At 65.4% G+C, this 21,872-nt stretch carries 21 protein-coding genes; 13 read left to right on the top strand and 8 right to left on the bottom strand.

The genetic code is table 11. The features are described from left to right. The first annotated feature begins 52 nt into the window (after window positions 1–52). From NSE01_RS04110 to NSE01_RS04095, 4 genes are read left to right on the top strand one after another with little or no spacing between them, the layout of a single operon-like run. A complete protein-coding gene (locus NSE01_RS04110; protein ID WP_147158350.1) occupies window positions 53–655 on the top strand; it encodes a TetR/AcrR family transcriptional regulator in 603 nt (200 codons plus the stop codon). Window positions 656–665: 10 nt separating this feature from the next. Next, window positions 666–1,133: an Lrp/AsnC family transcriptional regulator gene (locus NSE01_RS04105; protein ID WP_218033243.1), complete on the top strand. Its 468-nt coding sequence runs from the start codon at window positions 666–668 to the stop codon at window positions 1,131–1,133. A 46-nt stretch (window positions 1,134–1,179) separates the two neighbouring features. Further along, window positions 1,180–2,466 carry an NADH:flavin oxidoreductase/NADH oxidase family protein gene (locus tag NSE01_RS04100; protein WP_147158348.1) on the top strand — a complete coding sequence of 429 codons (1,287 nt, stop codon included), beginning with the start codon at window positions 1,180–1,182 and terminating at the stop codon, window positions 2,464–2,466. Beyond that, window positions 2,463–2,825: an EthD domain-containing protein gene (locus NSE01_RS04095; protein ID WP_147158347.1), complete on the top strand. Its 363-nt coding sequence runs from the start codon at window positions 2,463–2,465 to the stop codon at window positions 2,823–2,825. Before NSE01_RS04100 ends, NSE01_RS04095 begins: the two co-directional genes overlap by 4 nt. Here NSE01_RS04095 and NSE01_RS04090 read toward each other — a convergent pair. Both NSE01_RS04090 and NSE01_RS04085 read right to left on the bottom strand, forming a co-directional pair. Beyond that, window positions 2,822–4,147, bottom strand: coding sequence for an FAD-dependent oxidoreductase (locus NSE01_RS04090; RefSeq protein ID WP_147158346.1), 1,326 nt, complete (start codon window positions 4,145–4,147; stop codon window positions 2,822–2,824). The two genes, NSE01_RS04095 and NSE01_RS04090, sit on opposite strands and share 4 nt — an antisense overlap. 2 nt (window positions 4,148–4,149) lie before the next feature. Next, complete coding sequence (locus NSE01_RS04085; RefSeq protein WP_147158345.1) at window positions 4,150–5,874, bottom strand: amidohydrolase; 1,725 nt, start codon at window positions 5,872–5,874, stop codon at window positions 4,150–4,152. A gap of 184 nt (window positions 5,875–6,058) precedes the next feature. Here NSE01_RS04085 and NSE01_RS04080 point away from each other — a divergent pair, with 184 nt between their 5' ends. Then, window positions 6,059–6,589 carry an HD domain-containing protein gene (locus tag NSE01_RS04080; protein WP_147158344.1) on the top strand — a complete coding sequence of 177 codons (531 nt, stop codon included), beginning with the start codon at window positions 6,059–6,061 and terminating at the stop codon, window positions 6,587–6,589. Between the two features lie 4 nt (window positions 6,590–6,593). On the opposite strand, the gene NSE01_RS04075 is transcribed toward NSE01_RS04080, so the two are convergent. After that, window positions 6,594–7,148: a cytochrome b gene (locus NSE01_RS04075; protein WP_147158343.1), complete on the bottom strand. Its 555-nt coding sequence runs from the start codon at window positions 7,146–7,148 to the stop codon at window positions 6,594–6,596. Window positions 7,149–7,247: 99 nt separating this feature from the next. On the opposite strand from NSE01_RS04075, the gene NSE01_RS04070 reads away from it, so the two are divergent. The 5 genes from NSE01_RS04070 to ggt all read left to right on the top strand — a co-directional run bounded on the left by NSE01_RS04070 (window position 7,248) and on the right by ggt (window position 13,169). Continuing rightward, window positions 7,248–8,684: a glycosyltransferase family 2 protein gene (locus NSE01_RS04070; RefSeq protein WP_147158342.1), complete on the top strand. Its 1,437-nt coding sequence runs from the start codon at window positions 7,248–7,250 to the stop codon at window positions 8,682–8,684. An 80-nt stretch (window positions 8,685–8,764) separates the two neighbouring features. Further along, window positions 8,765–10,492 (top strand): amidohydrolase, encoded by a 1,728-nt coding sequence (locus tag NSE01_RS04065; RefSeq protein ID WP_147158341.1) that lies wholly within the window; start codon window positions 8,765–8,767, stop codon window positions 10,490–10,492. Between the two features lie 10 nt (window positions 10,493–10,502). Then, window positions 10,503–10,928, top strand: coding sequence for a PaaI family thioesterase (locus tag NSE01_RS04060; RefSeq protein ID WP_147158340.1), 426 nt, complete (start codon window positions 10,503–10,505; stop codon window positions 10,926–10,928). After that, window positions 10,928–11,449 (top strand): GNAT family N-acetyltransferase, encoded by a 522-nt coding sequence (locus tag NSE01_RS04055; protein WP_147158339.1) that lies wholly within the window; start codon window positions 10,928–10,930, stop codon window positions 11,447–11,449. The genes NSE01_RS04060 and NSE01_RS04055 overlap by 1 nt, the downstream gene beginning before the upstream one ends. 10 nt (window positions 11,450–11,459) lie before the next feature. Beyond that, window positions 11,460–13,169 (top strand): gamma-glutamyltransferase, encoded by a 1,710-nt coding sequence (ggt, locus tag NSE01_RS04050; RefSeq protein ID WP_246135017.1) that lies wholly within the window; start codon window positions 11,460–11,462, stop codon window positions 13,167–13,169. Window positions 13,170–13,329: 160 nt separating this feature from the next. Here ggt and NSE01_RS04045 read toward each other — a convergent pair whose 3' ends face one another. After that, window positions 13,330–14,625, bottom strand: a complete 1,296-nt coding sequence (locus NSE01_RS04045) for an O-acetylhomoserine aminocarboxypropyltransferase/cysteine synthase family protein (RefSeq protein WP_147158338.1) — start codon at window positions 14,623–14,625, stop codon at window positions 13,330–13,332. 39 nt (window positions 14,626–14,664) lie between these two features. Continuing rightward, on the bottom strand, window positions 14,665–16,233 hold the full coding sequence (locus NSE01_RS04040) for a GtrA family protein (protein ID WP_147158337.1): 1,569 nt from the start codon (window positions 16,231–16,233) through the stop codon (window positions 14,665–14,667). A 260-nt stretch (window positions 16,234–16,493) separates the two neighbouring features. On the opposite strand from NSE01_RS04040, the gene NSE01_RS04035 reads away from it, so the two are divergent. The 3 genes from NSE01_RS04035 (at window position 16,494) to NSE01_RS04025 (ending at window position 18,720) form a co-directional block, all read left to right on the top strand. Continuing rightward, window positions 16,494–17,009 carry a c-type cytochrome gene (locus NSE01_RS04035; RefSeq protein ID WP_147158336.1) on the top strand — a complete coding sequence of 172 codons (516 nt, stop codon included), beginning with the start codon at window positions 16,494–16,496 and terminating at the stop codon, window positions 17,007–17,009. A 218-nt stretch (window positions 17,010–17,227) separates the two neighbouring features. Next, the gene (locus tag NSE01_RS04030) at window positions 17,228–18,238 is read left to right on the top strand and encodes an SDR family NAD(P)-dependent oxidoreductase (protein WP_147158335.1); all 1,011 of its coding nucleotides are present in this window, start codon (window positions 17,228–17,230) and stop codon (window positions 18,236–18,238) included. Then, window positions 18,238–18,720, top strand: a complete 483-nt coding sequence (locus NSE01_RS04025; protein ID WP_147158334.1) for a nuclear transport factor 2 family protein — start codon at window positions 18,238–18,240, stop codon at window positions 18,718–18,720. Before NSE01_RS04030 ends, NSE01_RS04025 begins: the two co-directional genes overlap by 1 nt. Window positions 18,721–18,800: 80 nt before the next feature. On the opposite strand, the gene hemA is transcribed toward NSE01_RS04025, so the two are convergent. From hemA to acsF, 3 genes are read right to left on the bottom strand one after another with little or no spacing between them, the layout of a single operon-like run. Further along, window positions 18,801–20,021 carry a 5-aminolevulinate synthase gene (gene hemA, locus NSE01_RS04020; protein ID WP_147158333.1) on the bottom strand — a complete coding sequence of 407 codons (1,221 nt, stop codon included), beginning with the start codon at window positions 20,019–20,021 and terminating at the stop codon, window positions 18,801–18,803. Between the two features lie 43 nt (window positions 20,022–20,064). Beyond that, window positions 20,065–20,850, bottom strand: coding sequence for a putative photosynthetic complex assembly protein PuhE (gene puhE / locus NSE01_RS04015; RefSeq protein ID WP_147158332.1), 786 nt, complete (start codon window positions 20,848–20,850; stop codon window positions 20,065–20,067). Continuing rightward, window positions 20,844–21,869, bottom strand: a complete 1,026-nt coding sequence (gene acsF / locus NSE01_RS04010; RefSeq protein WP_147158384.1) for a magnesium-protoporphyrin IX monomethyl ester (oxidative) cyclase — start codon at window positions 21,867–21,869, stop codon at window positions 20,844–20,846. The genes puhE and acsF overlap by 7 nt, the downstream gene beginning before the upstream one ends. Window positions 21,870–21,872: the final 3 nt, after the last annotated feature.

The following is a 21,872-nucleotide window of genomic DNA, read 5'->3' as shown; positions in this document are numbered from 1 at the left end:
CTGGCAACGCCTCGGCAGGGCGGCTAAGACTGCGCACGAACCGGGAAGGCGCATGTCGACGAAGAAGCGGTACCACAAGGAGGATCTGAGGGGCGATCTGCTCAAGGCCGGCCGCGCGTGGATCGAGGCGAACGGCCACGTCGGCCTTTCGATGCGCACGCTGGCGCAGCAGGTCGGCGTCTCGCCTGGTGCGCCCTATCACCATTTCCCCGATCGCCGCGCCTTCCTCCTTGCGCTTGCACTCGATGGCTTCCGAGAGATGCTCGCCCAATCGCAGGGCATCGCTGCATCCCGCGCCGATCCGGCTGCCAAGCTGCGCGCCATGGGCACCGAATTCATCCGCTTTGCCCAAGAGAACCCGCGCCTCGTTGATCTCATGTACGAAAGCGAACTCACCAATCCCGCGCTCGATGAGGATCTGTTCGCCTTGCAGCAGCAGGGACACGCCGCGCTGCGCAGCGAGATCGCCCGCGCCATGCCGGGCCTTGGCGAGGACGTGGCAGACTTGCGCACGCTCGCTTTCTGGTCCGCGATCTATGGCTTCGCTTCGATGCGCCGCAAGGGCGTGATCCGCCTCATGCCCGGCGCGATGACCATTGCGGACCTTGCCGATGCGATCGTCAACCGCGCGATCGTTGCTGCGCTGGCTGTATAGGGAGCCTTCCGTGGACAAGCTTGACCGTCAGCTTCTCGCGCTGCTCCAGACCGATTCCTCGCGGGCGCATGCCGATCTGGCCAAGCTCGTCGGCCTCTCGGCCAGCCAGGTCTCCCGCCGCGTCGCCCGCCTCGAAGCGGAAGGATATATCCGCGCCACCGTTGCGCTGCTGAGCGAAGCCGCGCTTGGCCTTCAGGTCGAAGCCTATGTCGCGGTGGCCATGGCAAGCTACGCGCCCGATGTTGTCCGCGGCTTCCACGCGCGCATTTCCGCGCTCGAGGAAGTGCTCGATTGCCGCGCCACGACGGGCGATTCCGACTATCTTCTGCGCATCGTTGCGCGCGATCTCGCCAGCTATTCGCGGCTTATGAACGAACAGCTTCTCGGCCACGGCGATGTCGCCAGCGTGCGCTCCAGCGTGGTGCTGGACCGGATCAAGCACACCACCTGCCTGCCATTGCCGCCAGCTTCAGGTTAAGCAATAAGCTCCCCACAACGATAACATCCGGGGGAGACCACACCGCATGCCGACAATCGCCGACAGCCTGACCTTGCCTTGCGGCGCGGTGCTGCCCAATCGCCTCGCCAAGGCCGCGATGACCGAAGGCCTCGCCGATCCGCAAGGCCGCGCCACGCCCGAACTTGAGCGGCTGTACGGGCTCTGGGCCGATGGCGGCAGCGGCCTCCTCATCAGCGGTAACGTCCAGATTGACCGGGACCATCTAGAGCGTCCCGGCAATGTCATCATCCAGGGCCCGCAGGATGAAGCCGCGCTCGCTGGTCTGCGCAAGATGGCCGCAGCCGGAACCCGCGCCGGCGGCCATATCTGGATGCAGATCAGCCATGCTGGCCGCCAGACGCAGGTCACCGTCAATCCGCACCCCAAGGCGCCCTCCGCCGTTCCTGTCGGCCTCCCCGGCAAGCAGTTCGGCGTGCCCGAAGCGCTGACCGAGGCCGAGATACTGGAGCTCATCGAACGCTTCGGCCATGCCGCCGAAGTGGCGAAGGAAACCGGCTTCACGGGCGTGCAGATCCATGCCGCGCACGGATATCTACTCTCGCAATTCCTCAGCCCGCGCGCCAACTTGCGCACCGACCAATGGGGCGGCTCCCTCGAAAACCGCGCCCGGATGCTGCTCGCCGTCATCGCGCGGGTGCGGGCAGGGGTGGGGCCTGCGTTCCCCATCGGCGTGAAGCTCAATTCCGCCGATTTCCAGAAGGGCGGCTTCGCTTTTGAAGACAGCATGGTGGTCGCCCGCTGGCTGCAGGACGCAGGCGTCGACCTGCTCGAGATCTCCGGCGGCTCCTATGAACAGCCCGCGATGATGGACATTTCCGGCATGGAAGCGCCCGATGCGCCAAAGGTGGCGGCCTCTACTGCCGCGCGCGAGGCCTACTTCGTCGATTTCGCCAAGACGATGCGCGCCTCGCTCACCATGCCGCTCCTCGTCACCGGAGGCTTCCGCACCCGCCGCGCGATGAACACCGCGCTCGAAACCGGCGGCGCGGATGTCATCGGCCTCGGCCGCCCGCTCTGCGTCGATACCGCAGGCCCCGCCAAGCTGCTGGCCGGCGCGGACGAACTGGACCGCTGGGAAAGCAAGCTGAAGCTACTGCCGCCATGGCTCTCCTTCCTCGGCGGCCTCAAGATGATGCGCGCGGTCGAGGGCTTTGCCGTAACCTACTGGTACTACGCCCAGATCGACGCCATCGCCCGAACCGGCCGCGCCAATATCGGTATCTCGCCGTTCAAGGCACTGCTCACCATCCAGAACGCCGGCAAGGCCTGGCTGAAAGCGCGCGCATCATGATCAAGCTTACCTTCTGCCTCCGCCGCCTGCCGCACCTCAGCCGCGCGGAATTTCAGGACTATTGGTTCACCAACCACGCGCCCTTGGTCGCCAGCGTCCGCGATGCGCTGAAGATCCGCCGCTATGTCCAGCTTCACTCGCTGCCGAATGCGGAGGACGCACCCTTCGCTGCGGTGCGCGGCGCGCCGGGGCCCTATGACGGCGTTGCGCAGCTATGGTGGGACAGCCTCGAAGACCTCGCCACCGACACGCCCGAAGCGCGCGCCGCCGGCGCGCTGCTACTGGAGGATGAGCGCAAGTTCATCGATCTGCCGCGTTCGCCGCTCTGGCTGGGCGAGGAAAAGGTGATCTTCGGCTAGGCTGCTTCCAGCGCCGGAGTGTGGCGCAGCAGCGTATCCCCGCCGATCCCGCGCATGCCTTGCGCCGCCAGCGCGGTGACAACCTTGCCGGGATCGAGCGCCTGCACCGCCACGCCTTCCGCCAGCGCCATCGCTGCCGCCGTGCCGGCTGCTTGCCCCATCGCCATGCATTGCGGCATCCCGCGCACCGAAGCGAAGGCAGCCGGATCGGCACAGACCAGCCGCCCGGCGAACAGCAGGTTCGCCACTTGCGCCGGCACCATCGCGCGGAAGGGTATCGTGTAATACTCGCCCTTTGCGACGATCGCGTCATGCGTCATGTCCTCATTCCCACGCATCACATCGTCGATGGGATTGTCGCACGCGACGATACCGTCCGCAGGCTTGGCCCCGGCGCGCAGGTCGCTGGCCAGAATGCGGTGAATGGCCTCCAGCTTGCGTGTCTCGCGCACGCCCACCGTCGGGCCCAGTTCGTTCATCCGCGCGTTCTCGAAGCCCGGTACGTGCGCTACAAGGAAGCGCGCCAGCTGGTGGCAGCGCCGCCGCCCCTCCTGCGTCGCCTTTGCAACGGCTTGCGGATCGGTCCCGTCCACGCCGCGGATATGCACCGAATTGCAGAACACCGTATCGGCATGAAAGCCCTTCATCAGGTAGAGCTTGGCAAGATCGGGATGGATCAGCCCCTGCGCCACGCCGAAGGCCGCTTCCTCCTCGAAATAGGGATCGCCTTTGGCAAACACCCGCGCCCAGTCCGCTCCCACCATCGAGAACGAGAGTGTCACCCCCATCATGTTGCCGCGCCCGTCGCCCACCACATAGGGCACCCCGGCGCGCGCCGAAGTATCGCCATCGCCCGAACAATCGATCACCATTCCGGCTTCGATCACCATCGGCCCGCTGCGATCGGTGCATGCGATGCGAGTGATCCGCCCGGCTTCCATCACCGGCGCACCGGCAAACGTGTTCAGATGCACCTCGACGCCCGCATCCTCGAGCATCTGGAACATGGCGAATACAGCCGCTTCGTGGTCGTAGATCACTTCGTATCCGAAGTTCTCCAGCGTCGAGGGGCGCACTTCGGCCATTGGCGGATCCATCGCGCACAGCGCATCGGTCAGTTCGCCAAACACGCCGCCGATGCTGCGCCCGGTGGGATAGCCGCCGCCCCACGGCATGCCTGGGCAGAACGCCATCACCCCGCCGATCTTGCTCGTACCCTCGATCAGCCGCACCCTTGCGCCAGCACGCGCCGCGCCCAGCGCCGCGCCAAATCCGGCGGTGCCGCCGCCAATGACCAGCACATCGGCCTCAAACCGTCGCATCATCATTTCCGAACAAATACCACCTTGCCGCCAAACAGCGTCATCATGCAGCGCATGTCCTTGAGGCTGGCCGTGGGTACCGCATAGGGATTGCGGTCCCAGATCGCCACATCCGCCAGCTTGCCCACTTCGAGCGAGCCGGTCTGCTTCTCGAGAAACAACTGCCGCGCCGCCCAGATCGTGTGGCTCTTCATCGCGGTGTGGATGTCAACCGCCTCGGCCGTGCCGAACGGAGCCTTGCCGAAGCGGTCCCCATCCGGCTCGCGCGCCACCGAAGACCACAGGCCATAGCGCGGCGCATAGGGCGTCACCGGATAGTCCGAACCGTCGCTATAGAGGATGCCGCGCTTCACGTAGGTCGCATAAGGCATCATCTTCACGCTGCGCTGCGGACCCCAGCCGGCGGCCAGCGCATCGCCGAGGAACCACAGGAACTCCGCCTGTGCTTCGGGATAGCCCGCGTCGTACTTTTTCTGGAGGTCCGCCATCACGTCGATGGCATGGTCCGTGGGCAGATTGGCGTGGATCAGGCTGTGGCGCAGCCCCTGCTTGGGGAACTTCTTCAGCGCATCGGCATAGGCATCGACCACCGTATCGATCGCCCGGTCGCCGATGGCATGGGTGCCGATCGGCATGCCTTCCCGCGTGAACAGGTCGACCATCTGGCGATAGACATCCGCGCCCATCATCGGAAAGCCCGTACCCGGATTGGCATGCGAAGCGTCCGTCTCGAACGGCTGGTAGACCCACGCCGTACGCCCCGCGCCCGATCCGTCGAGGAAGATCTTCACCCCGCACACGTCGAGGTTGCGGCCCTTGAGCCCTGCCAGTTCCTTCTTGCGCTGGTGGTAATCGTCCACCGCCGCCCGCGCCGCGGTCATGTCGGTCTGCGCAAAGGTCAGCGTGCAGACGTGAACGTTGAGCGGCGCCTGCTTCGCCGCGGCGGCATAGACATCCCACTGCAAGCGCCCGGTGCGGGGATCCTTGAAGCCCGTGAGCCCTTCGGAAAGCGCGCCTTCGATTACATGGGTCAGCCCCTTGGCCCGCGTCGCCGCATCGACCGGCGGCACCAGCTTGTCGAGCACGTCCTGCGCGCTGTCATAGATCACGCCCGTCAGCGCGCCGGAGGCATCCTTGTCATAGCGCCCGCCTGCCGGATCGGGCGTCTGCGCCGTTACCCCGGCCAGCTTCAGCACGGCGCTGTTGACCAGTGTGTAGTGCCCGGTCGTATTGCCCAGCGCGACGGGGTGGCCGCCCGATACTGCATCGAGTTCGGCAAGGCTCGGCGGCCGATGTTCGGCAATCCGGCTCTCGTTCCAGCCCGATCCCGTCAGCCATGCGCCCGGCGGCAGTTCCGCCGCCCGCGCCTTCACCCGCGCCAGGAAATCGGCGACGCTGGAAGCCTCGCCCAATTGCAGGTTCGCCACTTCGTCGATCCCGCCTTCGAGCGCGTGGGCGTGGGCATCGATCATCCCCGGCGTCGCGGTGCGTCCGGCAAGGTCGATCACCTTGGTGCGCTTGCCGATATAGCCGCGGATCGCCTTGTCGCTGCCGAGCGCGACAATCCGCCCGCCACGGATCGCCATGGCCTCCACCACGCGGTCCTTGGCATCGACGGTGAGGATCGCCCCGCCGCGCAGCACGGTATCGGCAGGCGCCGGGCCCTTTGCCTGTGCCGCTGTTGCCACAAGCGCGAGCGCAAAAGCCGAAACCGTGATTTTTCGCATAGCAGAACCCCCGAACCACCCTTATGGAACAGGGGTAAGCACAGGCCCCCTGCTGTCAAGTCGCAGCATGCCGCCTTCAGCCAATGCTGATGCTTGCCAAGCCCCCACTTCATGCGCTCGGTTCCGGCAGGTCGTTCCTGCCGATGGCGAACCATGCGCACCGGATACCTTGAAGGAGCCCACGATGAACCCCGATCTCGTCCTCGTGCTTGATGCTGCTGCCTTTGCCGCCGACAAGCACCGCCGCCAGCGCCGCAAGGACGCCGAGGCGACGCCCTACATCAACCACCCGCTCGCCCTCGCCACGATCCTCGCGCAGGAAGGCGGCATAGCCGATGCGCAAGTGATCGCTGCCGCGCTGCTCCACGATACGGTGGAGGACACCGAAACCACGCCCGCCGAACTCGAAGCGCGCTTCGGGCCGGACGTGGCGGCCATGGTGGCCGAAGTGACCGACGACAAGGCGCTGCCCAAGGCCGAACGCAAGCGGCTTCAGATAGCTCGCGCGGCGCACAAGTCTCCGGGTGCGCGGCTGGTCAAGCTGGCCGACAAGATCGCCAATCTGCGCGATATCGCGGCATCACCTCCGGCTGACTGGGACGCGGCGCGCAAGGCCGACTATGTCAGCTGGGCGAGCGAGGTGGTGGCCGGCATGCGGGGCACGAACGCTGCGCTCGAAGCCGCCTTCGATGCCGCCGTCGCCGCTTTCGACTAGCGGCTCAGGGCAGCATCCGCTGCAATTCCTGTTCCTTGTCCACCCACTGGTGCTTCAGCGCGCCGATCACGTGCAGCGCAAACAGCGCCCACAGGGCCCAGCCCAGCAGCTCATGTGCCTCGCCGAAGCTGTCGTGCACGCTCTTCTTGGTCACTTCGTCGAGGCCCATGACCATGCTGATGCGCGGCCATTCGAACAGGCCGAACCACTGCATCGGATGGGTCGCCGCGTCTTTCCACGCTGAATCCATGATCCAGCCGGTGAGCGGCATCGCGAAGATGAAAGCATAGAGCGCCCAGTGCGCGGCGTGACTGGCCTTCACTTCCCACGGCTTGTAGCTGTCCGGCAGGGCAGGGGGGCGGTGCGTGAGCCGCCACAACAGCCGCATCACGGCTAGGCCGAGCACGGTAATGCCGATCGACTTGTGCGCATCGATCAGGGGCCGCACGTTTTCATCGCCAACGGCTTCCCAGATATTGGGCAGCATCAGGTTCACGAAGATACCCAATGCGACAATCCAGTGCAGGGCAATCGCTACGCCGCTGTATTTCCTGACCATGTCCGCTCCATGCCCGTTTCGGTTCATTGCCGAATGTTCACCTACCTGCCCCTCAAACGCAATAGCAGGTTCAGGTTCGGGCAGCTAAGGCGCCCGATTATGTCGTCCCTTAACGCCGTTCTCCACGCAGAATCCCCGCGCTTCACCCCGCGCCCCGTGCCCCTCATCAGCCACCTGATCGGGATTGCCGCGCCGCTGCTGTTCGTAGCTCTCACCGCGCAGGCGTTCTACCGGCAGGGCGTCGGCATGTGGTCGGTCGGCGTGGTCTACATCCTCTATGATACTGCGCTGCTGCTGTTCACGGCATGGCAGATCCGGGGGCTGGTCGCCGATGGCAGCCGTCCCGTGCCGCATACGGCAGACGCACCAACCTTGGGCGTCATTGTCGCCGCGCACAATGAAGCCGGGGTCATCCATCTCACCATAAACCGCCTCCTCGCACAGGCCCAGCCGCCCGAGGCGATCCTGATCGCCGACGATGGCTCGAGCGACGGCACGCCTGCCGTCATGCTCGAAACCTATGGCCTGCCCGCGCCCTGCATCGGCGGCATGGCCGAAACGGTGGTGGGCGCGACCCGCCTGCAATGGCTGCGCTTGCCCCACGGCGGCAAGGCCCGCGCGCTCAACCAGGCGCTGCAGCACGCGCGCACCGATGTCGTGCTCACGGTCGATGCCGATACCCTGCTCGAACCCGGCGCGATCGCCGCGATGCGCAGCGCCTTCCTGCGCGATCCGTCGCTCGTCGCGGCAACCGGCGTGCTCCAGCCGATCTGCGGGCCATCGCTTTCAGGCCGCCTGTTCGAATGGTTCCAGTCCTACGAATACGTGCGCAACTTCCTCTCGCGCCATGCGTGGATGCAATTGAACGGCCTGTTGCTCATCTCCGGCGCCTTCGCCGCGTTCCGGCGCGAGGCGGTGCTGGCCGTCGGCGGGTTCGATCCCGATTGCATGGTGGAGGATTATGAGCTGATCCACCGCCTCCATCGCCATTCGAACGACCACGCGCTCGGCTGGCATGTCGGCGTCGTCGGCGGCGCGCTGGCCCGCACCGATGCGCCGGCCTCGATCCGCGGCTTTCTCAAGCAGCGCCAGCGCTGGTTCGGCGGCTTCCTGCAGACGCAGCACTGGAACCGCGACATGGTGGGGAACAGCCACTACGGCCTCGTCGGCACGCGCATGCTGCCGGTGAAAGCGCTTGATACGCTCCAGCCGATCTACGGCCTTGCTGCCTTCGCGATCCTCATTTTCCTCGTTGCGACGGGCCGCTTCTATCTCGCGTTCCCAATCCTCCTCGTGATGATCGCCAAGATCGTGATTGACCTCACCTTCCACCTCTGGTCGCTCGGCATCTACAAGCGCTGGACCGGGCGGCGCGAAGGCCTGCGCCTTGGCCCCGCATTGATCGCCGCATTGGCAGAGCCGTTCAGCTTCCAGCTCCTTCGCCATGCCGGAGCAGCGCTCGGCTGGTACGCCTTCCTCACCGGCAGCCAGACCTGGACCCGCGCCACCCGCAGCGCGCTGGAGCATCAGGCCTGAACGCGCCTGCCAAGCGGCCACTTGCCAAGCCGCTGTAACGCCCGCACCATGCCCGTCGCTGGAATGGGGAGGGGCAGGACATGGCTGGATCACTGGCAATCACGCGGCGCGGATTTATCGGCTCCGGCGGTGCGCTCGGCCTTGCCGGCATTTCCCCCCGCGCCATGGCTGCGATCCTCGATCCCGCCCCCACGCGCATCTTCAAGGGCGCGCGCATCCACACGCTCGATCCCGCGATCCCTTCCGCCGATGCCATCGCGCTGGCCGGCAGCCGCATCGTCGGTGTCGGCACCTGGGCCGAACTCAAGACGCTCGCCTCCGCCGGCACCGAAGTGATCGACCTCGGCGGCCAGACCATCGTGCCGGGCTTCAACGATTGCCACCTCCATGCGCAGGGCGAGATGCTGCTCAACGCCGTGTTCGTGGGCAATCCATTCGAGGTCGAGTTCTACAGCATCGACCGCATCGTCGGCCTGCTCAAGGAACGCGCCGCAAAGACCCCGCCGGGCAAGCTCGTCAGCGGCGAGTTCTACGACGACACCAAGATCAAGGACGGCCGCCCCGTCCTTATGGCCGATCTCGATCGTGTCTCGACCGAGCACCCCGTGATGATCACCCACCGCGGCGGGCACACCTTCGTGGTCAACAGCGTGGCCTTCAAGCTCGCTGGGATCACCCGCGATACGCCCGATCCCTTCGGTGGCACTTATGATCGCGACGCGAATGGCAATCTCACCGGCCGCGTCACCGATCTCGCCATCGAACCGATCATGGCGAAGACGAAGGAGCCCGATCTCACACCCGAACAGAAGCGTGCGCGTGCCATCGCGGGGGCGGCCAAGATCAGCGAGGAGTTTGTCCGCTACGGCCTCACCAGCGTCTGCCATTCCGGTCAGGGCCTCAGCCCCTTCGATGATGTCGCCGCGATCCAGCAAATCCGCCGCGAAGGCCGCCTCAAGCACCGCGTGACGTATGAGCCCGACAGCGGTTTTCTCGATGCCATGATCGCCAACGGGGTGCGCACCGGTTTCGGCGATGAATGGATCCGCATCGGCGCGACCTCCGAGCAGACCGCCGACGGCTCGTTCTCCGAACGCACGATGTCGCGCTCCACGCCCTATCCGGGCCGCACCCCGGCCTATTACGGCAATCTCACGATGACGCAGGAGGCTATCGACGCGCTGGTCGAAAAGCTGTTCCGTGCTGGCATCCAGCCCAATTTCCACGCCAATGGCGATGTCGCGATCGCCATGGTGCTCAGCGCCTACGAGAAGGCCACGAAGCTGCTCGGCCCAGCCGACCGCCGCCCCAAGATCACCCACTGCACCAACGTCTCGCCCGCGCTCGTCGCGCGCATCAAGGCGCTTGGCGCGGTGCCGGCGCTGTTCACCAGCTATGCCTACTACAATGCCGACAAGTTCCATTTCTACGGCGCGGAGATGATGGAACACATGATGGCCTACCGCATGCTGATCGATGCGGGCGTCGCCGTCTGTGCGGGTTCCGATTTCCAGCCCGGTCCGTTCTCCCCGCTGATGGGCCTGCAGGGCATGGTCACGCGCAAGGGCTGGAACGGCGAAGTCTGGGGCGCCAGCCAGAAGATCACCGTGATGGAGGGCCTGAAAGTGCTTTCCAGCAACGGCGCCCACGCCTCGTTCGAGGAAGACCTCAAGGGCACGCTCAGCCCCGGCAAGCTGGCCGACATGGTGATCCTCGATGGCGATCCGGCGGCAGTAGACCCCGAAAAGATCAAGGACATCCGCGTGGCGCAAACCATCGTCGGCGGCGAAGTCCGGTATAAAGCCTGAGGAACCCTGAATGACCTACCGTGTCGAATTCGTCGAACGTACCGGCCTCGAACTCCTTGAAAGCGGCCGCGGTTCTGCGCGCTACCGGATGCCGCTGGCCGGCAACGAGAACCATGTTGGCGTCATGTACATGGGCGCGTTCACCGTGCTCGCCGAAGCCACCGCCGCCATCCCCGGCATCTCGATCCTCGATACGGAGCGCTTCTTCCCGATCATCAAGGACATCGCTGTCTCGTTCCACAAGATGGCCGCGACCGATGTCTTCGCCGAGTTCAGCCTCAAGGAACCCGTGCTCGAAGGCCTCATCGCCGATCTCGAGCGCAAGGGCAGCGCGGGCTATCTCGCCGAATTTCCGATGCTCGATGCAAACGGCGTCGTCGTCGCCACCGGCAAGGTCACGGTGAAGCTCCTCTCGCACGGCTGGCAGAAAAACTGATGGAAAGCCCGCTGCTCGCCACCCGCCGGCTGATCCTGCGCAAGCCGGTTCCGGCAGACAGCGTCGCGATCATCGATGCGGTGGGCGATTGGGACGTCGCAAGGAACCTGTCGCTCGTCCCGCATCCCTATGGCGCGGCCGAGGTGCACTTCTTCCTCGAGGAAGTCGTCACCGCCGATTGGGGCTGGGCGATCACATGGGCAGGTGAGGAGAAACTGCTCGGCGTCGTCGGGCTGTCGCCTGCCGAAGATGGCACCTCGGCCGAACTCGGATACTGGCTCGGGCGTGCGCATTGGGGGCAGGGCATTGCGACCGAAGCAGTGCGTGCAGTAGTTAATTTTGCCTTTGATAAACTGAGCCTTGAGAAGATTACCTCAGGCCATTTCAAGGACAATCCGGCGTCGGGCAAGGTTCTCGCCAAGCTTGGCTTCGTCGAAACAGGCCGTTCCATGCGTCCCTGTCTTGCGCGTGGTGGCCCGGTTGCATCCATCGATGTCGTTCTCTCGGTGACCACGCATTAGGAGACCTTCCGTGCCCTATCGCCTCCGACTTGCCACCGGTGCGGCGCTCCTCGCCCTGTTGCCGCTCGCCGGCCACGCCGAACCCGGCAGCTTCGATGCCGTCCGGGGAGACCGGGCAGGGGGCTGGACCGCGCAAAGCCGTTCCGAAGTCATGGCGCTCAACGGCATGGTCGCCACCAGCCAGCCGCTCGCGTCCGAAGCCGGGCTCGAAGTGCTCCACGCCGGCGGCAATGCTTTCGACGCCGCCGTCGCCACCGCCGCCGCCATCAACGTGGTGGAGCCGGAGGCCACCGGCATCGGCGGCGACATGTTCGTGATCGCGTGGGTCGCCAAGGAAAAGCGCCTCGTCGCGCTCGATGCCGCCGGTCGCGCGCCGAGCGGGGCGAACCTTGAGCGCTACCGCAAGATGTTCGGCAAGAGCATGCCGGAGGAAGGCATCCACGCCGCGCTCGTTCCCGGCGCGGTCGATGGCTGGTCAGTGCTGCTGGCGCGCTATGGCAAGCTCGGCCTCGGCCCCGCACTCCAGCCTGCGATCCGCATTGCCGATCAGGGCTTCCCGCTCACCGAGCGCATCGGCGGCGAATGGCAGGTCAGCGCCAGGCTGCTCGCCAAGGACCCGGATTCCGCCAAGACCTACATGCCCGGCGGCAAGTCGCTCGGCTGGGGGGACATTTTCCGCAATCCTGACCTTGCCGGCGCGTTCCGCCTGATCGCCAAGGATGGCCGCGATGCGTTCTACAAGGGCCCCATCGCCAAGGCGATTGTCGCCAAATCGCAAAGCCTTGGCGGTGGCTTTGCGCTTGCGGACTTCGATACGATCCGCGCCCGCTGGGTCGAACCGATCAGCACCACGTTCAAGGGCACCACGATCCACGAAATGCCGCCAAGCACGCAAGGGTTCGCCGTGCTCCAGATCATGAACATGCTCGAAGTTTGCCCCGCCAAGCTCGGCCTCGGCCCGCTCGGCCCGCGCTCGGCGGATTACTGGCACCTGATGGTTGAGGCCAAGAAGCTCGCCTATGCCGACTTGAAGCGCTTCAACGGCGATCCCGATTATTCCGCCATTCCCGTCGCCCGGCTGATTTCAAAGGACTACGCCGCCCAGCAGTGCAGCCGGATCGACATGAAGAAGTCCGCCGCCATCGGCCCCGATGCGCCAGCACTCGGCGGCACGGCCTACATCACCACGGCGGACAAGGAGGGCAATGTCGTCTCGCTGATCTACTCGGTCTACGATTTCTTCGGCTCCGGCGTCACCGTGCCCGGCTACGGCTTCGTCCTCAGCAATCGCGGCAATGCCTTCTCGCTCGATCCCGCCAGCCCCAACGCCATCGCGCCGGGCAAGCGCCCGTTCTACACGATCATCCCCGGCTTCGTGACGAAGGACGGCAAGCCCTTCTTCTCGTTCGGCGTGATGCAAGGCGGCCAGCAGGCGCAGGGGCAGGCACAAGTCCTCGCCAACCTCCTCGCCTTCGGCGCCAACGTCCAGAGCGCCAGCGACGCCGCGCGCTTCAACCACAACCAGCAGTCGAACGAACTGCGCCTTGAAAGCGGGCTCTACGATCTCGTCGGCGCAGACCTTGCCGCGCGCGGCCACAAGGTGATCCGCGACGATGGCTCGGAAATGGGCGGCTATCAGGGCATCATGATCGACCCGCGCACGGGCGCCTATCGCGGCGGATCAGACCACCGCAAGGACGGCATGGCGGTGGGGTACTGAGGTCGGCTGCTTTGAACTTCTCCCAATCCCGCTCACCCTGAGCTTGTCGAAGCATGTCCTGAGCGGCTGCTGCAAGCAGGCAGCCGAAGGGGGTGCTGGCGCTACGGTCGCGCCAGATGCTTCGACAAGCTCAGCATGAGAGATGTGGGGGCAATGGGCGTCAAGCTGCGTCGAGCGCCGCGCTCAGATCGGCGAGGATATCGTCGATATGCTCGATCCCGATCGAAAGGCGCACATAGCCCGGCGAGACACCGGTCGCCGCCTGCTCTTCCGCCGAAAGCTGCGAGTGGGTGGTCGAGGCCGGATGGATCGCGAGGCTGCGCGCATCCCCGATGTTGGCCACGTGGTAGAACAGCTTCAGCGCGTCGATGAAGCGCTTGCCGGCCTCCGCGCCGTCCTTGAGTTCGAAGCCGACCAGCCCGCCCTGACCGCGCGTGAGGTACTTGGCTGCCAGGTCCGCCGCCCGGCCCGTAGCGACCGAAGGATGGATCACCGAGGAAACCTTGGGGTGGTTCGAAAGGAACGCCGCCACCTTCGCCGCGTTTTCGCAGTGCCGCTCCATGCGCAGCGGCATCGTCTCAAGCCCTTGGATCAGCGAGAACGCATTGAACGGCGAGATCGCGTTGCCCAAATCGCGCAGCAGGATCACGCGCGCGCGGATGATGTAGGCAATCGGCCCCAGCGGCTTGATATCGCGCGCCCAGACCGCGCCGTGATAGCTCGCGTCGGGCGTGTTGAGGTGCGGCTGGCGCTCGGGGAAGGCGTCCCATTCGAAGTTGCCGCCATCGATGATGAGGCCGCCGATCGAGGTGCCGTGCCCGCCGATGTACTTGGTGGCGGAATAGACCACCACTGCCGCGCCGTGTTCGAACGGCTTGATGAGCAGCGGCGCGGCGGTGTTGTCCATGATCAGCGGGATGCCGTATTCGCGCCCGATGGCCGCCACTTCGGCGATGGGGAACACCTCCAGCTTCGGATTGGGCAGCGATTCCGCGTAATAGGCGCGGGTCTTGTCATCGGTCGCGCGGCGGAAGCCTTCCGGGTCCGCCGGATCGACAAACCGCGTCTCGATGCCAAGGTCGCGCAGCGTGTTGGCAAGCAGGTTCCACGTGCCCCCGTAAAGGTTTGTCGAGGCAACGATATTGTCACCCGCCTTGGCAAGGTTGAGGATCGCCAGCGTCGTCGCCGACTGGCCGGAGGAGACCGCCAGCGCCGCAACGCCGCCTTCGATCGCGGCCATGCGCTGTTCCAGCACATCGGTCGTCGGATTGCCGAGGCGGGTGTAGATGTTGCCCAGTTCCTTGAGCGCGAAGAGGTTCGCCGCGTGCTCGGTCGAATGGAACTGGTACGAGGTCGTCTGGTGGATCGGCACCGCGACCGAACCGGTGGTCGGATCGGCGCGCCAGCCGGCGTGGAGGGCAAGGGTCTCGGGCTTGGCTTTGCTGAGATCAGTCATGTGTGGCATCCTGCTCTGAAGATTTGTCGTTATAGTCTATCAATTAGATTGAGTTTGCAAGCGGCGGTAGAGCACGCTGTCTGCGGTGCTGCGCAGCGGCGTCCATCCGGGGAGGCGAGTGCCCGGATCGATCCTGATCACCCACAGGAACCGCGCCGCGTGCGGGATCGCGGCCACGACATCCGGCAGCGCAGGCGATTCGCCGCAGGGCTCCTTGAATGTGATCGTCGAAGGATCCCGGTCGAACGGAGCAAGACGCCGCGCGTGGATGCTGATGAGCTGTCCGCTCGGCAGCTGCCACTGCCCGTTGTCGAACAAGTGCCGCCGCGCGAGGCCATAGCCCATGATGTGCCGCCGCCGGTCGGTGTTCCAGCCCTTGCACTCGTCGATATAGAGCGACACGAGGTTCACGCCCCGCGGCGCCGCCTCGATCGCCGTCAGTGTTTCGGCAAACTGCCGCCCAGCCAGCGTCATGCTCGCGGTATTGGTGGCCAGCCGCGCACCGGAAAACACGAGGCCGCCGATCAGCAGCCAGCGCATCAGCCGCGGATCGACATGCGCGCCGTCCCGGTCCGCATTGGGCGCGCTCGCCAGAACGAGCAGCGCAAGGATCACCGGCCCAAGCCGCATATCGGCAAAGCGCGAACCCATGATCGTATCGGGCATCAGCAGGTAAATGCCCAGCAGCGCCAGCGCTGCCGCCATCAGCCCCGCATTCACCCGGAACCCGCGCGTGCGCAGGCTGATGTAGAGCGCAAACGCGATGATCCCCGCGCCCGCCGCATCCCACACCAGCCAGCGATCGGCCATAGCCATGATCAGCCATACGATCTTGCGCGGGGCATCGTTGTTGGCGAGCAGCGCGACGGCTTCCTTGCCCGGCCGCGCCGTCAGCACGCCGATGATCGGGCCGAGCAGCAGCGGCGCCGTCATCATGCCGGTCACCAGAACGGTGCCGACCACACCCTTGCCGCCGCGCCAGTTCGCCACCAGCGCGGTCATCCCCGCAACAAGGCTGAACACCGCCCAGCCGACCAGATGGCAGAGCCACAGCAGGAAGCCGATCGGCACGAACAGCACAGTGCGCAGCACCGGCCGCCGTTCCAGCGCGATCCACAGCGCCATGGCGTGGAAGGCCAGCGCGATGGACAGCGCGAAGTTCACGAAGCCGTAGAGATAGGGCAGCGAGATCGCCAGCGGCAGCGCAAACAGCGCATTGACCCCGATCCGCCCATGCGCGGCGCGCGATAGCAGCAGCATGCCCGAAACGGTCAGCGGCGGGATCGATCCCACGATCAGGTGGACCGCAGGCTCCAGCCCCATGACGGGGGCGAGCAGCTGCACCAGGAGGTCTACGCCAAGGTTGGGCAGCAGGCCCCATTCGAAGCTGTACCAACTGCGCAGGACTTCCGAGCGGCCCGCATCGAGCTGCACCGCATATCGCGCCACATGCCCGCCCAGATCGATCAGCGGCAGCACCGGCGCGCAGATCGCGGGCAGGGCCGCCAGCGCGCTCAGCAGAAGGATCAGCAAGAGTTCGCCGGACGCATTCCCTTGCGCGCCGGACGGGCGTTCATCGACGAGTACGGAGAACGGCCAAACCCTCATTCGCCTTGCCTTTAGGGGCGCTGCGGCGCTCCTGTCAAAGGGTGGCGCAAAGGCGCACAAAACCGCCGCGCGATGGCAGATCGCTGGCCCCCGCGCGACATGCCCTTGAGGACAATTGCGCAGGCCCCGATCCGCCGTGAAGATTAAAAGTGTGTAACGTACACGAACCACGCCTGCTGCGCCGTCATTGTCCGTTGCCGGTCTGCAATTTTCGTCATATTCGGCAGGATGGAACTGCCCCAATTCATGAAGGAGTGGCCATGAGCAATTTGAGAGGATACCTCGGACTGATCGCCCTTTCTGCCGCCCTGGCAGCCTGCGGTGGCAAGAAGGAAGAGGCCGCAGCGCCTGCTGAAGCCCCTGCCGCTGCTGCACCGGCTGCTGACGCCGCCGCGCCTGCCGCTGCCCCTGCCAAGATTGCAGCTGATGACGTCACCACCATCGACGGCACCAAGTTTGCCGACATGAAGGGTGATGCAGCGGCCGGCGAAAAGGTCTTTACCCAGTGCAAGACCTGCCACGTGATCGATCCGGGCGTGAACCGCATCGGGCCGTCGCTGCATGGCATTATCGGCCGCAAGGCTGGTGAGGTCGCCGGCTTCTCCTATTCCAGCGCGAACAAGGAAAGCGGCATCACCTGGACGCCCGAGAAGCTGTACCAGTACCTCGAAAAGCCCATGCGCGTCGTGCCGGGCACCAAGATGTCCTTCGCCGGCCTGCCCAAGGGCCAGGACCGTGCGGACGTCATCGCGTACCTGACCAGCGCGACGAAGTAAGCTTCGGCTTCCGCCCAAACAAAAGCGCCGTTCCCGAAAGGGGGCGGCGTTTTTTGTTGTGCGCTTGGCAGGTGATTTTCGTCAGTGCCTGAGGCAGCCTGTGCATGTTGCAATGGCCGCACGGCTCCATTCAAAATTGAATGGAATGGCTGCAAATTTATGCACTACCGGCCGAACCTGAATGCCCCCATCTCCCGCCCAACAGCAGGAGATTGACCATGTCCACGCAGACCAGAACCTTCGACCGCAGGTCCACCACTGACGATGTCCTCGCAGGCATCGACCTCGCCGGAAAGCGCGTCCTCGTGACCGGCGTTTCGGCAGGCCTTGGCGTCGAGACCGCGCGCGCCCTTGTCAGCCACCGCGCGCAGGTGATCGGCACCGCACGGGATCTGGCCAAGGCCGTCACCGCGCTGACCGACGCCGGGGTGGACAGCAACGCCTTACAGCTTGTCGAGCTGGATCTTGCCGACCTTGCGAGCGTCCGGCGCGCGTCGGATCAGCTGAATGCGGCGCAGCTGCCGCTCGATCTCGTGATCGCCAATGCCGGTGTCATGGCGACGCCGTTCGGGCTCACCGCCGATGGCTTCGAGACCCAGTTCGGCACCAACCACCTCGGGCATTTCGTCTTCGTCAACCGGATCGCGGGCCTGATGCGCCCCGGCGCCCGGCTGGTGATGCTGGCGTCCTCAGGGCACCGGTTCGCCAATGTCGATCTGGCGGACCCGAATTTCGCCACCACGACTTACGAACCGTTCATCGCTTACGGGCGTTCGAAGACGGCCAACATCCTCTTCGCGGCCGAGTTTGACCGCCGCTACCGCGCGCTCGGTCTGCGGGCGACCGCGGTCCATCCCGGCGGCATCAAGACCGAGCTTTCCCGCCATATGGGCGATGAGAAGCTGCAGGAGCTCTTCGACCAGATCAATGCGGACCTCGCAAAAGAAGGGAAGCCGCAAATGGAACGGAAGACTCCGCAGCAAGGTGCGGCGACTTCGCTCTGGGCCGGCTTCGTTGCCGATGCCGATGCCGTCGGCGGCCGGTACTGCGAGGATTGCCAGGTCTCACCCGTCCTAAGCGATGAACTCAGCATCGGCTTCGGCAGCCCGGGTGTGCGCACTTACGCGCTCGATCCCGAGACGGCCAAAGCGCTCTGGGCCAAGAGCGAAGAATGGGTCGGGGAGAGCTTCGACCTGCGCTCCGGTGAAGCTGGATCGAGGACCGTGTGATGTCCCTGAGCGACGAAACCCTGATCCTGAACCTGCTCGGCCGATACACCCGGGCGCACGACCAGCGCGACCCTGAGGCGATGACGGCACTGTTCACACCTGATGCGATCATCGACATCATCGACGCCGTCGGCGGCGCGCAGCGTTCGCTCGGGCGTCTGGAAGGGCGCGAGGCCATCGGTGCCGCAGTGCGCGCAATGATGGCCCCGCATGGCGAACGGGCGTGGAGCCAGAACGTCATCAGCGCGCCGATCATCAGCATTGCTGGCGACGAGGCTACCATCGACGCGCAGTTCATGGTGTTCAGCATCATGGCCGCCGAAGTGCCGCAAGGCGGCTGGCCTGCCGGTACATTCGGCGCCCAAGGCCGCATCGTGCCGATCGAGGCCGGGCAATACCATCCGACCATGCGACGGACGGCCGATGGCTGGGCCATCGCGGCCATGCGGATCGAGCACCGCCTGCCAATGGCATTCGGCTAGGGCGCGGGTTACTGGCGGACCAACAAGAAACCCGGCCCCCCGCCATCGCGGGGAGCCGGGCCTTGCATTTTCAGGTTCGCTCAGGCCGCGTGCGAACGCCGTGCCAGTTCGCACTGCGACCAGATATCGGTCAGCGCTTCCAGCAGCCGGTCGATATCGCCGTCGGTGTGGACGGGCGAGGGCGTGATGCGCAGGCGTTCGGTGCCGCGCGGTACGGTCGGGTAGTTTATCGGCTGGACGTAGATGCCGTGGTTGTCGAGCAGCCAGTCGCTGATCATCTTGCACTTGCGCGCATCGCCCACCATCACCGGGATGATGTGGCTCGGGTTGTCGAGGTGCGGGATGCCGAGCGCATTCAGTTTGCGGCGCACCGTGCTCACCCGGTCGCGGTGGCGGGCGCGTTCGTGGCCGCTTACCTTCAGGTGCTGGATGCTGGCGCAGGCGCCGGCAGCGAGGGCAGGGGGGATCGCGGTGGTGAAGATGAAGCCCGAGGCGAAGCTGCGGACATAGTCGCACAGCGCCTCAGAGGCCGCGATATACCCGCCCATCACGCCGAAGGCCTTGCCCAGCGTGCCTTCGATCACGTCGATGCGGTCCATCAGGCCTTCGCGTTCGGCCACGCCGCCGCCGCGCGGGCCATAGAGGCCAACGCCGTGGACTTCGTCGATGTAGGAAAGCGCGCCATGCGCCTCGCAGACTTCGACGATTTCGCGGATCGGCGCGATATCACCGTCCATCGAATAGACGCTCTCGAACGCCACCAGCTTGGCGCGGCCGGGGGCGACCTGGCTCAGCTTGCGGTCAAGATCGCGCCAGTCGTTGTGCTTCCAGATCACGCGCTCGGCCTGGCTGTGGCGGATGCCCTCGATCATCGAGGCATGGTTGCCGGCATCGGAGAACACGACGCAATCGGGCAGGCGCGACGCAAGGGTGCCCAGCGCCGCCCAGTTCGAGACATAGCCCGAAGTGAACAGCAGCGCGGCTTCCTTGTGGTGGAGATCGGCGAGTTCGGCCTCGAGCAGCGCATGGTGGCGGTTCGTGCCTGAAATGTTGCGCGTGCCGCCCGCGCCCGCGCCGCATTCGTCGAGCACGGTGTGCATTGCCTCGAGCACCTTGGGGCTCTGGCCCATGCCGAGGTAGTCGTTCGAACACCAGACGGTCACTTCCTGCGTGCCGCCATCCACATGTCGGGTTGCCTTGGGGAAGGAGCCACGATGGCGCTCCAGTTCGGCAAAGATGCGATAGCGCCCTTCGCCGCGGATGCCGTCGAGTTCCTGTGTAAAGAAGGCCTCATAATCCATGGCCGAAATACCCCTTCCCTTGTAATCCTTTAGGCCTGATTGCTCAGGCATTGATCCGGTTGTTGCGACCGGGCAGAGCCCAGCCCCAGAGAGCACCGTCGCGAAACGGCAAGGCGAGAAAAACGTGTTCGAGGACGCCGAGCGCGGCCATCGCGAAGAGCAGGCTGGCGCGCACCGCCTCGGTGCTGCCGGCTGGTGCGGCCAGCGCCGCCCTGCCGAGCAGGGCCGCGAGGCAAACCGTGAAGATCAGCGCAAGGCCCAGCGCGGGCGAAAAGCGGCGCGGGCCGAAATAGCTGCGCAGGTAATCGAGGTGCGGCGGCAGCAGATCGCCAACCTGGCTCGGCACCCCGGCAAAGAGCGCGAACTTGCTCGCCAGCCGCAGCGCCAGCAGCAGCACGAAGACTTCGGCGCCCGTCGGATTGGGTGCGTTCCAGCCCAGCGACATCAGCATCAGCGCGGTGAGGGCGAGGGCGATCTCATGGTAGATCAGCGTGGAGCCAGCATCGATGAAGCGGTCCCACCCGCGCGCGGCGGGATTGCTTGGCTCGCGCCGCGGCCCGGCAACGGCGCCCATCAGGAAGCTCGCCTCGTGCCATGACCAAACCATCAGTGCGCCGATGAAGCCCACATAGGCACCCGCCATGCCGGGCATGACCGAGCCGACCACCACCGCGACAAGCCCGAGAATGCCGCCCGCACCCGCCAGCGCGAGGGCGCGCGGAAAGGTCGCACGGTCGCGGTTGTCCAGCCACGCGATCAGCCCGGTGGCGAAGAACCACACGAGCAGCGTGACCATCATGGGCACGGCGTGGCCCGAAAAGGTTACCACGAAGGCTGCATCCTCACCGTGGCGGGAAGGGCGTTCTCCTGCGTGCGGTGGAAATACATGCGCGCGAAGGCGAGGCCTGCGCTGGCAACGCCGAGATAGCGCTGGACCGTGCCGACCAGGCCGCCCCGTGCCTTGCCGGCGGCGATGCGGTTGCTGGCGTTCAGCAGATCGTCCATGCGGCGGCGGAAGGCGGGGTGATCGGTTTCCAGTTCGATCGGGAAGACCTGCCGGGTGATCGTCGTGCAGACCGAGAAGACCTTGTAGTCATACTCGGTCGGATCGACACCCAGGGCCTTATGGAACACGGGCCGCGCATGATCGCGCACATACATCGTCGCGTAGACCGAGAGCAGGAAGAAGCGGATCCACAGGCGGTTCAGGCCGGTGAGCAGCTTGGGATCGGCGCGCATCAGCAGGGCGAAGGCTTCGCCGTGGCGGAACTCGTCGTTGCACCATTCCTCGAACCACGAGAAAATCGGGTGGAAGCGGTGCTCCGGGTGCTTGGCGAGGTGCCGGAAGATCGTGATGTAGCGCGCGTAACCAATCTTTTCAGAGAGGTAGACGGCGTACCAGATGAACTTGGGCCGGAAGTAGGTGTACTTCTTGGACTTCGTCAGGAAGCCAAGGTCGACGCCGATTCCGGCATCCTTCAGCGTCTCGTTGATGAACCCGGCGTGGCGGCTTTCATCGCGTGCGAGGAGCTTGAACAGCATCTTCATGTCAGGATTGCGCGTGCGGCGCGCCATCTCGGAATAGAGCACGCAGCCCGAGAACTCCGACGTCATCGAGCTGACGAGGAAGTCGGTGAACTCCTCACGTAGCTCCGGCTCGAGGCCCTCGATGATACCTTCGAAGCTTTCCGTGCGCTTGAAATGCAGCTTGTTGCGATCCGCCTGCATCTCCGCGATCAGGTCGTCCCACTCGCGGCGCACCGGGTTCACGTCGATCGCATCGAGTGCGTTGAAATCGGTGGTGTAGAAGCGCGGGCTCAGCACCGTTTCGGCGCGGGCCATGGCCATCGT

The sequence above is a fragment of the Novosphingobium sediminis genome, from assembly GCF_007991615.1.
GTDB classification, from domain to species: Bacteria; Pseudomonadota; Alphaproteobacteria; order Sphingomonadales; family Sphingomonadaceae; genus Novosphingobium; species Novosphingobium sediminis.
This window is presented reverse-complemented; position numbering and strand designations above follow the sequence as displayed.

Excerpts from the sequence above, each read along its gene's own strand:
- NSE01_RS04110 (WP_147158350.1), top strand. The coding sequence starts at position 53 with ATGTCGACGAAGAAGCGGTACCACAAGGAGGATCTGAGGGGCGATCTG.
- NSE01_RS04100 (WP_147158348.1), top strand. The coding sequence starts at position 1,180 with ATGCCGACAATCGCCGACAGCCTGACCTTGCCTTGCGGCGCGGTGCTG.
- NSE01_RS04095 (WP_147158347.1), top strand. The coding sequence starts at position 2,463 with ATGATCAAGCTTACCTTCTGCCTCCGCCGCCTGCCGCACCTCAGCCGC.
- NSE01_RS04090 (WP_147158346.1), bottom strand. The coding sequence starts at position 4,147 with ATGCGACGGTTTGAGGCCGATGTGCTGGTCATTGGCGGCGGCACCGCC.
- NSE01_RS04085 (WP_147158345.1), bottom strand. The coding sequence starts at position 5,874 with ATGCGAAAAATCACGGTTTCGGCTTTTGCGCTCGCGCTTGTGGCAACA.
- NSE01_RS04080 (WP_147158344.1), top strand. The coding sequence starts at position 6,059 with ATGAACCCCGATCTCGTCCTCGTGCTTGATGCTGCTGCCTTTGCCGCC.
- NSE01_RS04075 (WP_147158343.1), bottom strand. The coding sequence starts at position 7,148 with ATGGTCAGGAAATACAGCGGCGTAGCGATTGCCCTGCACTGGATTGTC.
- NSE01_RS04070 (WP_147158342.1), top strand. The coding sequence starts at position 7,248 with ATGTCGTCCCTTAACGCCGTTCTCCACGCAGAATCCCCGCGCTTCACC.
- NSE01_RS04065 (WP_147158341.1), top strand. The coding sequence starts at position 8,765 with ATGGCTGGATCACTGGCAATCACGCGGCGCGGATTTATCGGCTCCGGC.
- NSE01_RS04060 (WP_147158340.1), top strand. The coding sequence starts at position 10,503 with ATGACCTACCGTGTCGAATTCGTCGAACGTACCGGCCTCGAACTCCTT.
- NSE01_RS04055 (WP_147158339.1), top strand. The coding sequence starts at position 10,928 with ATGGAAAGCCCGCTGCTCGCCACCCGCCGGCTGATCCTGCGCAAGCCG.
- NSE01_RS04045 (WP_147158338.1), bottom strand. The coding sequence starts at position 14,625 with ATGACTGATCTCAGCAAAGCCAAGCCCGAGACCCTTGCCCTCCACGCC.
- NSE01_RS04040 (WP_147158337.1), bottom strand. The coding sequence starts at position 16,233 with ATGAGGGTTTGGCCGTTCTCCGTACTCGTCGATGAACGCCCGTCCGGC.
- NSE01_RS04035 (WP_147158336.1), top strand. The coding sequence starts at position 16,494 with ATGAGCAATTTGAGAGGATACCTCGGACTGATCGCCCTTTCTGCCGCC.
- NSE01_RS04030 (WP_147158335.1), top strand. The coding sequence starts at position 17,228 with ATGTCCACGCAGACCAGAACCTTCGACCGCAGGTCCACCACTGACGAT.
- NSE01_RS04025 (WP_147158334.1), top strand. The coding sequence starts at position 18,238 with ATGTCCCTGAGCGACGAAACCCTGATCCTGAACCTGCTCGGCCGATAC.
- hemA (WP_147158333.1), bottom strand. The coding sequence starts at position 20,021 with ATGGATTATGAGGCCTTCTTTACACAGGAACTCGACGGCATCCGCGGC.
- acsF (WP_147158384.1), bottom strand. The coding sequence starts at position 21,869 with ATGGCCATGGCCCGCGCCGAAACGGTGCTGAGCCCGCGCTTCTACACC.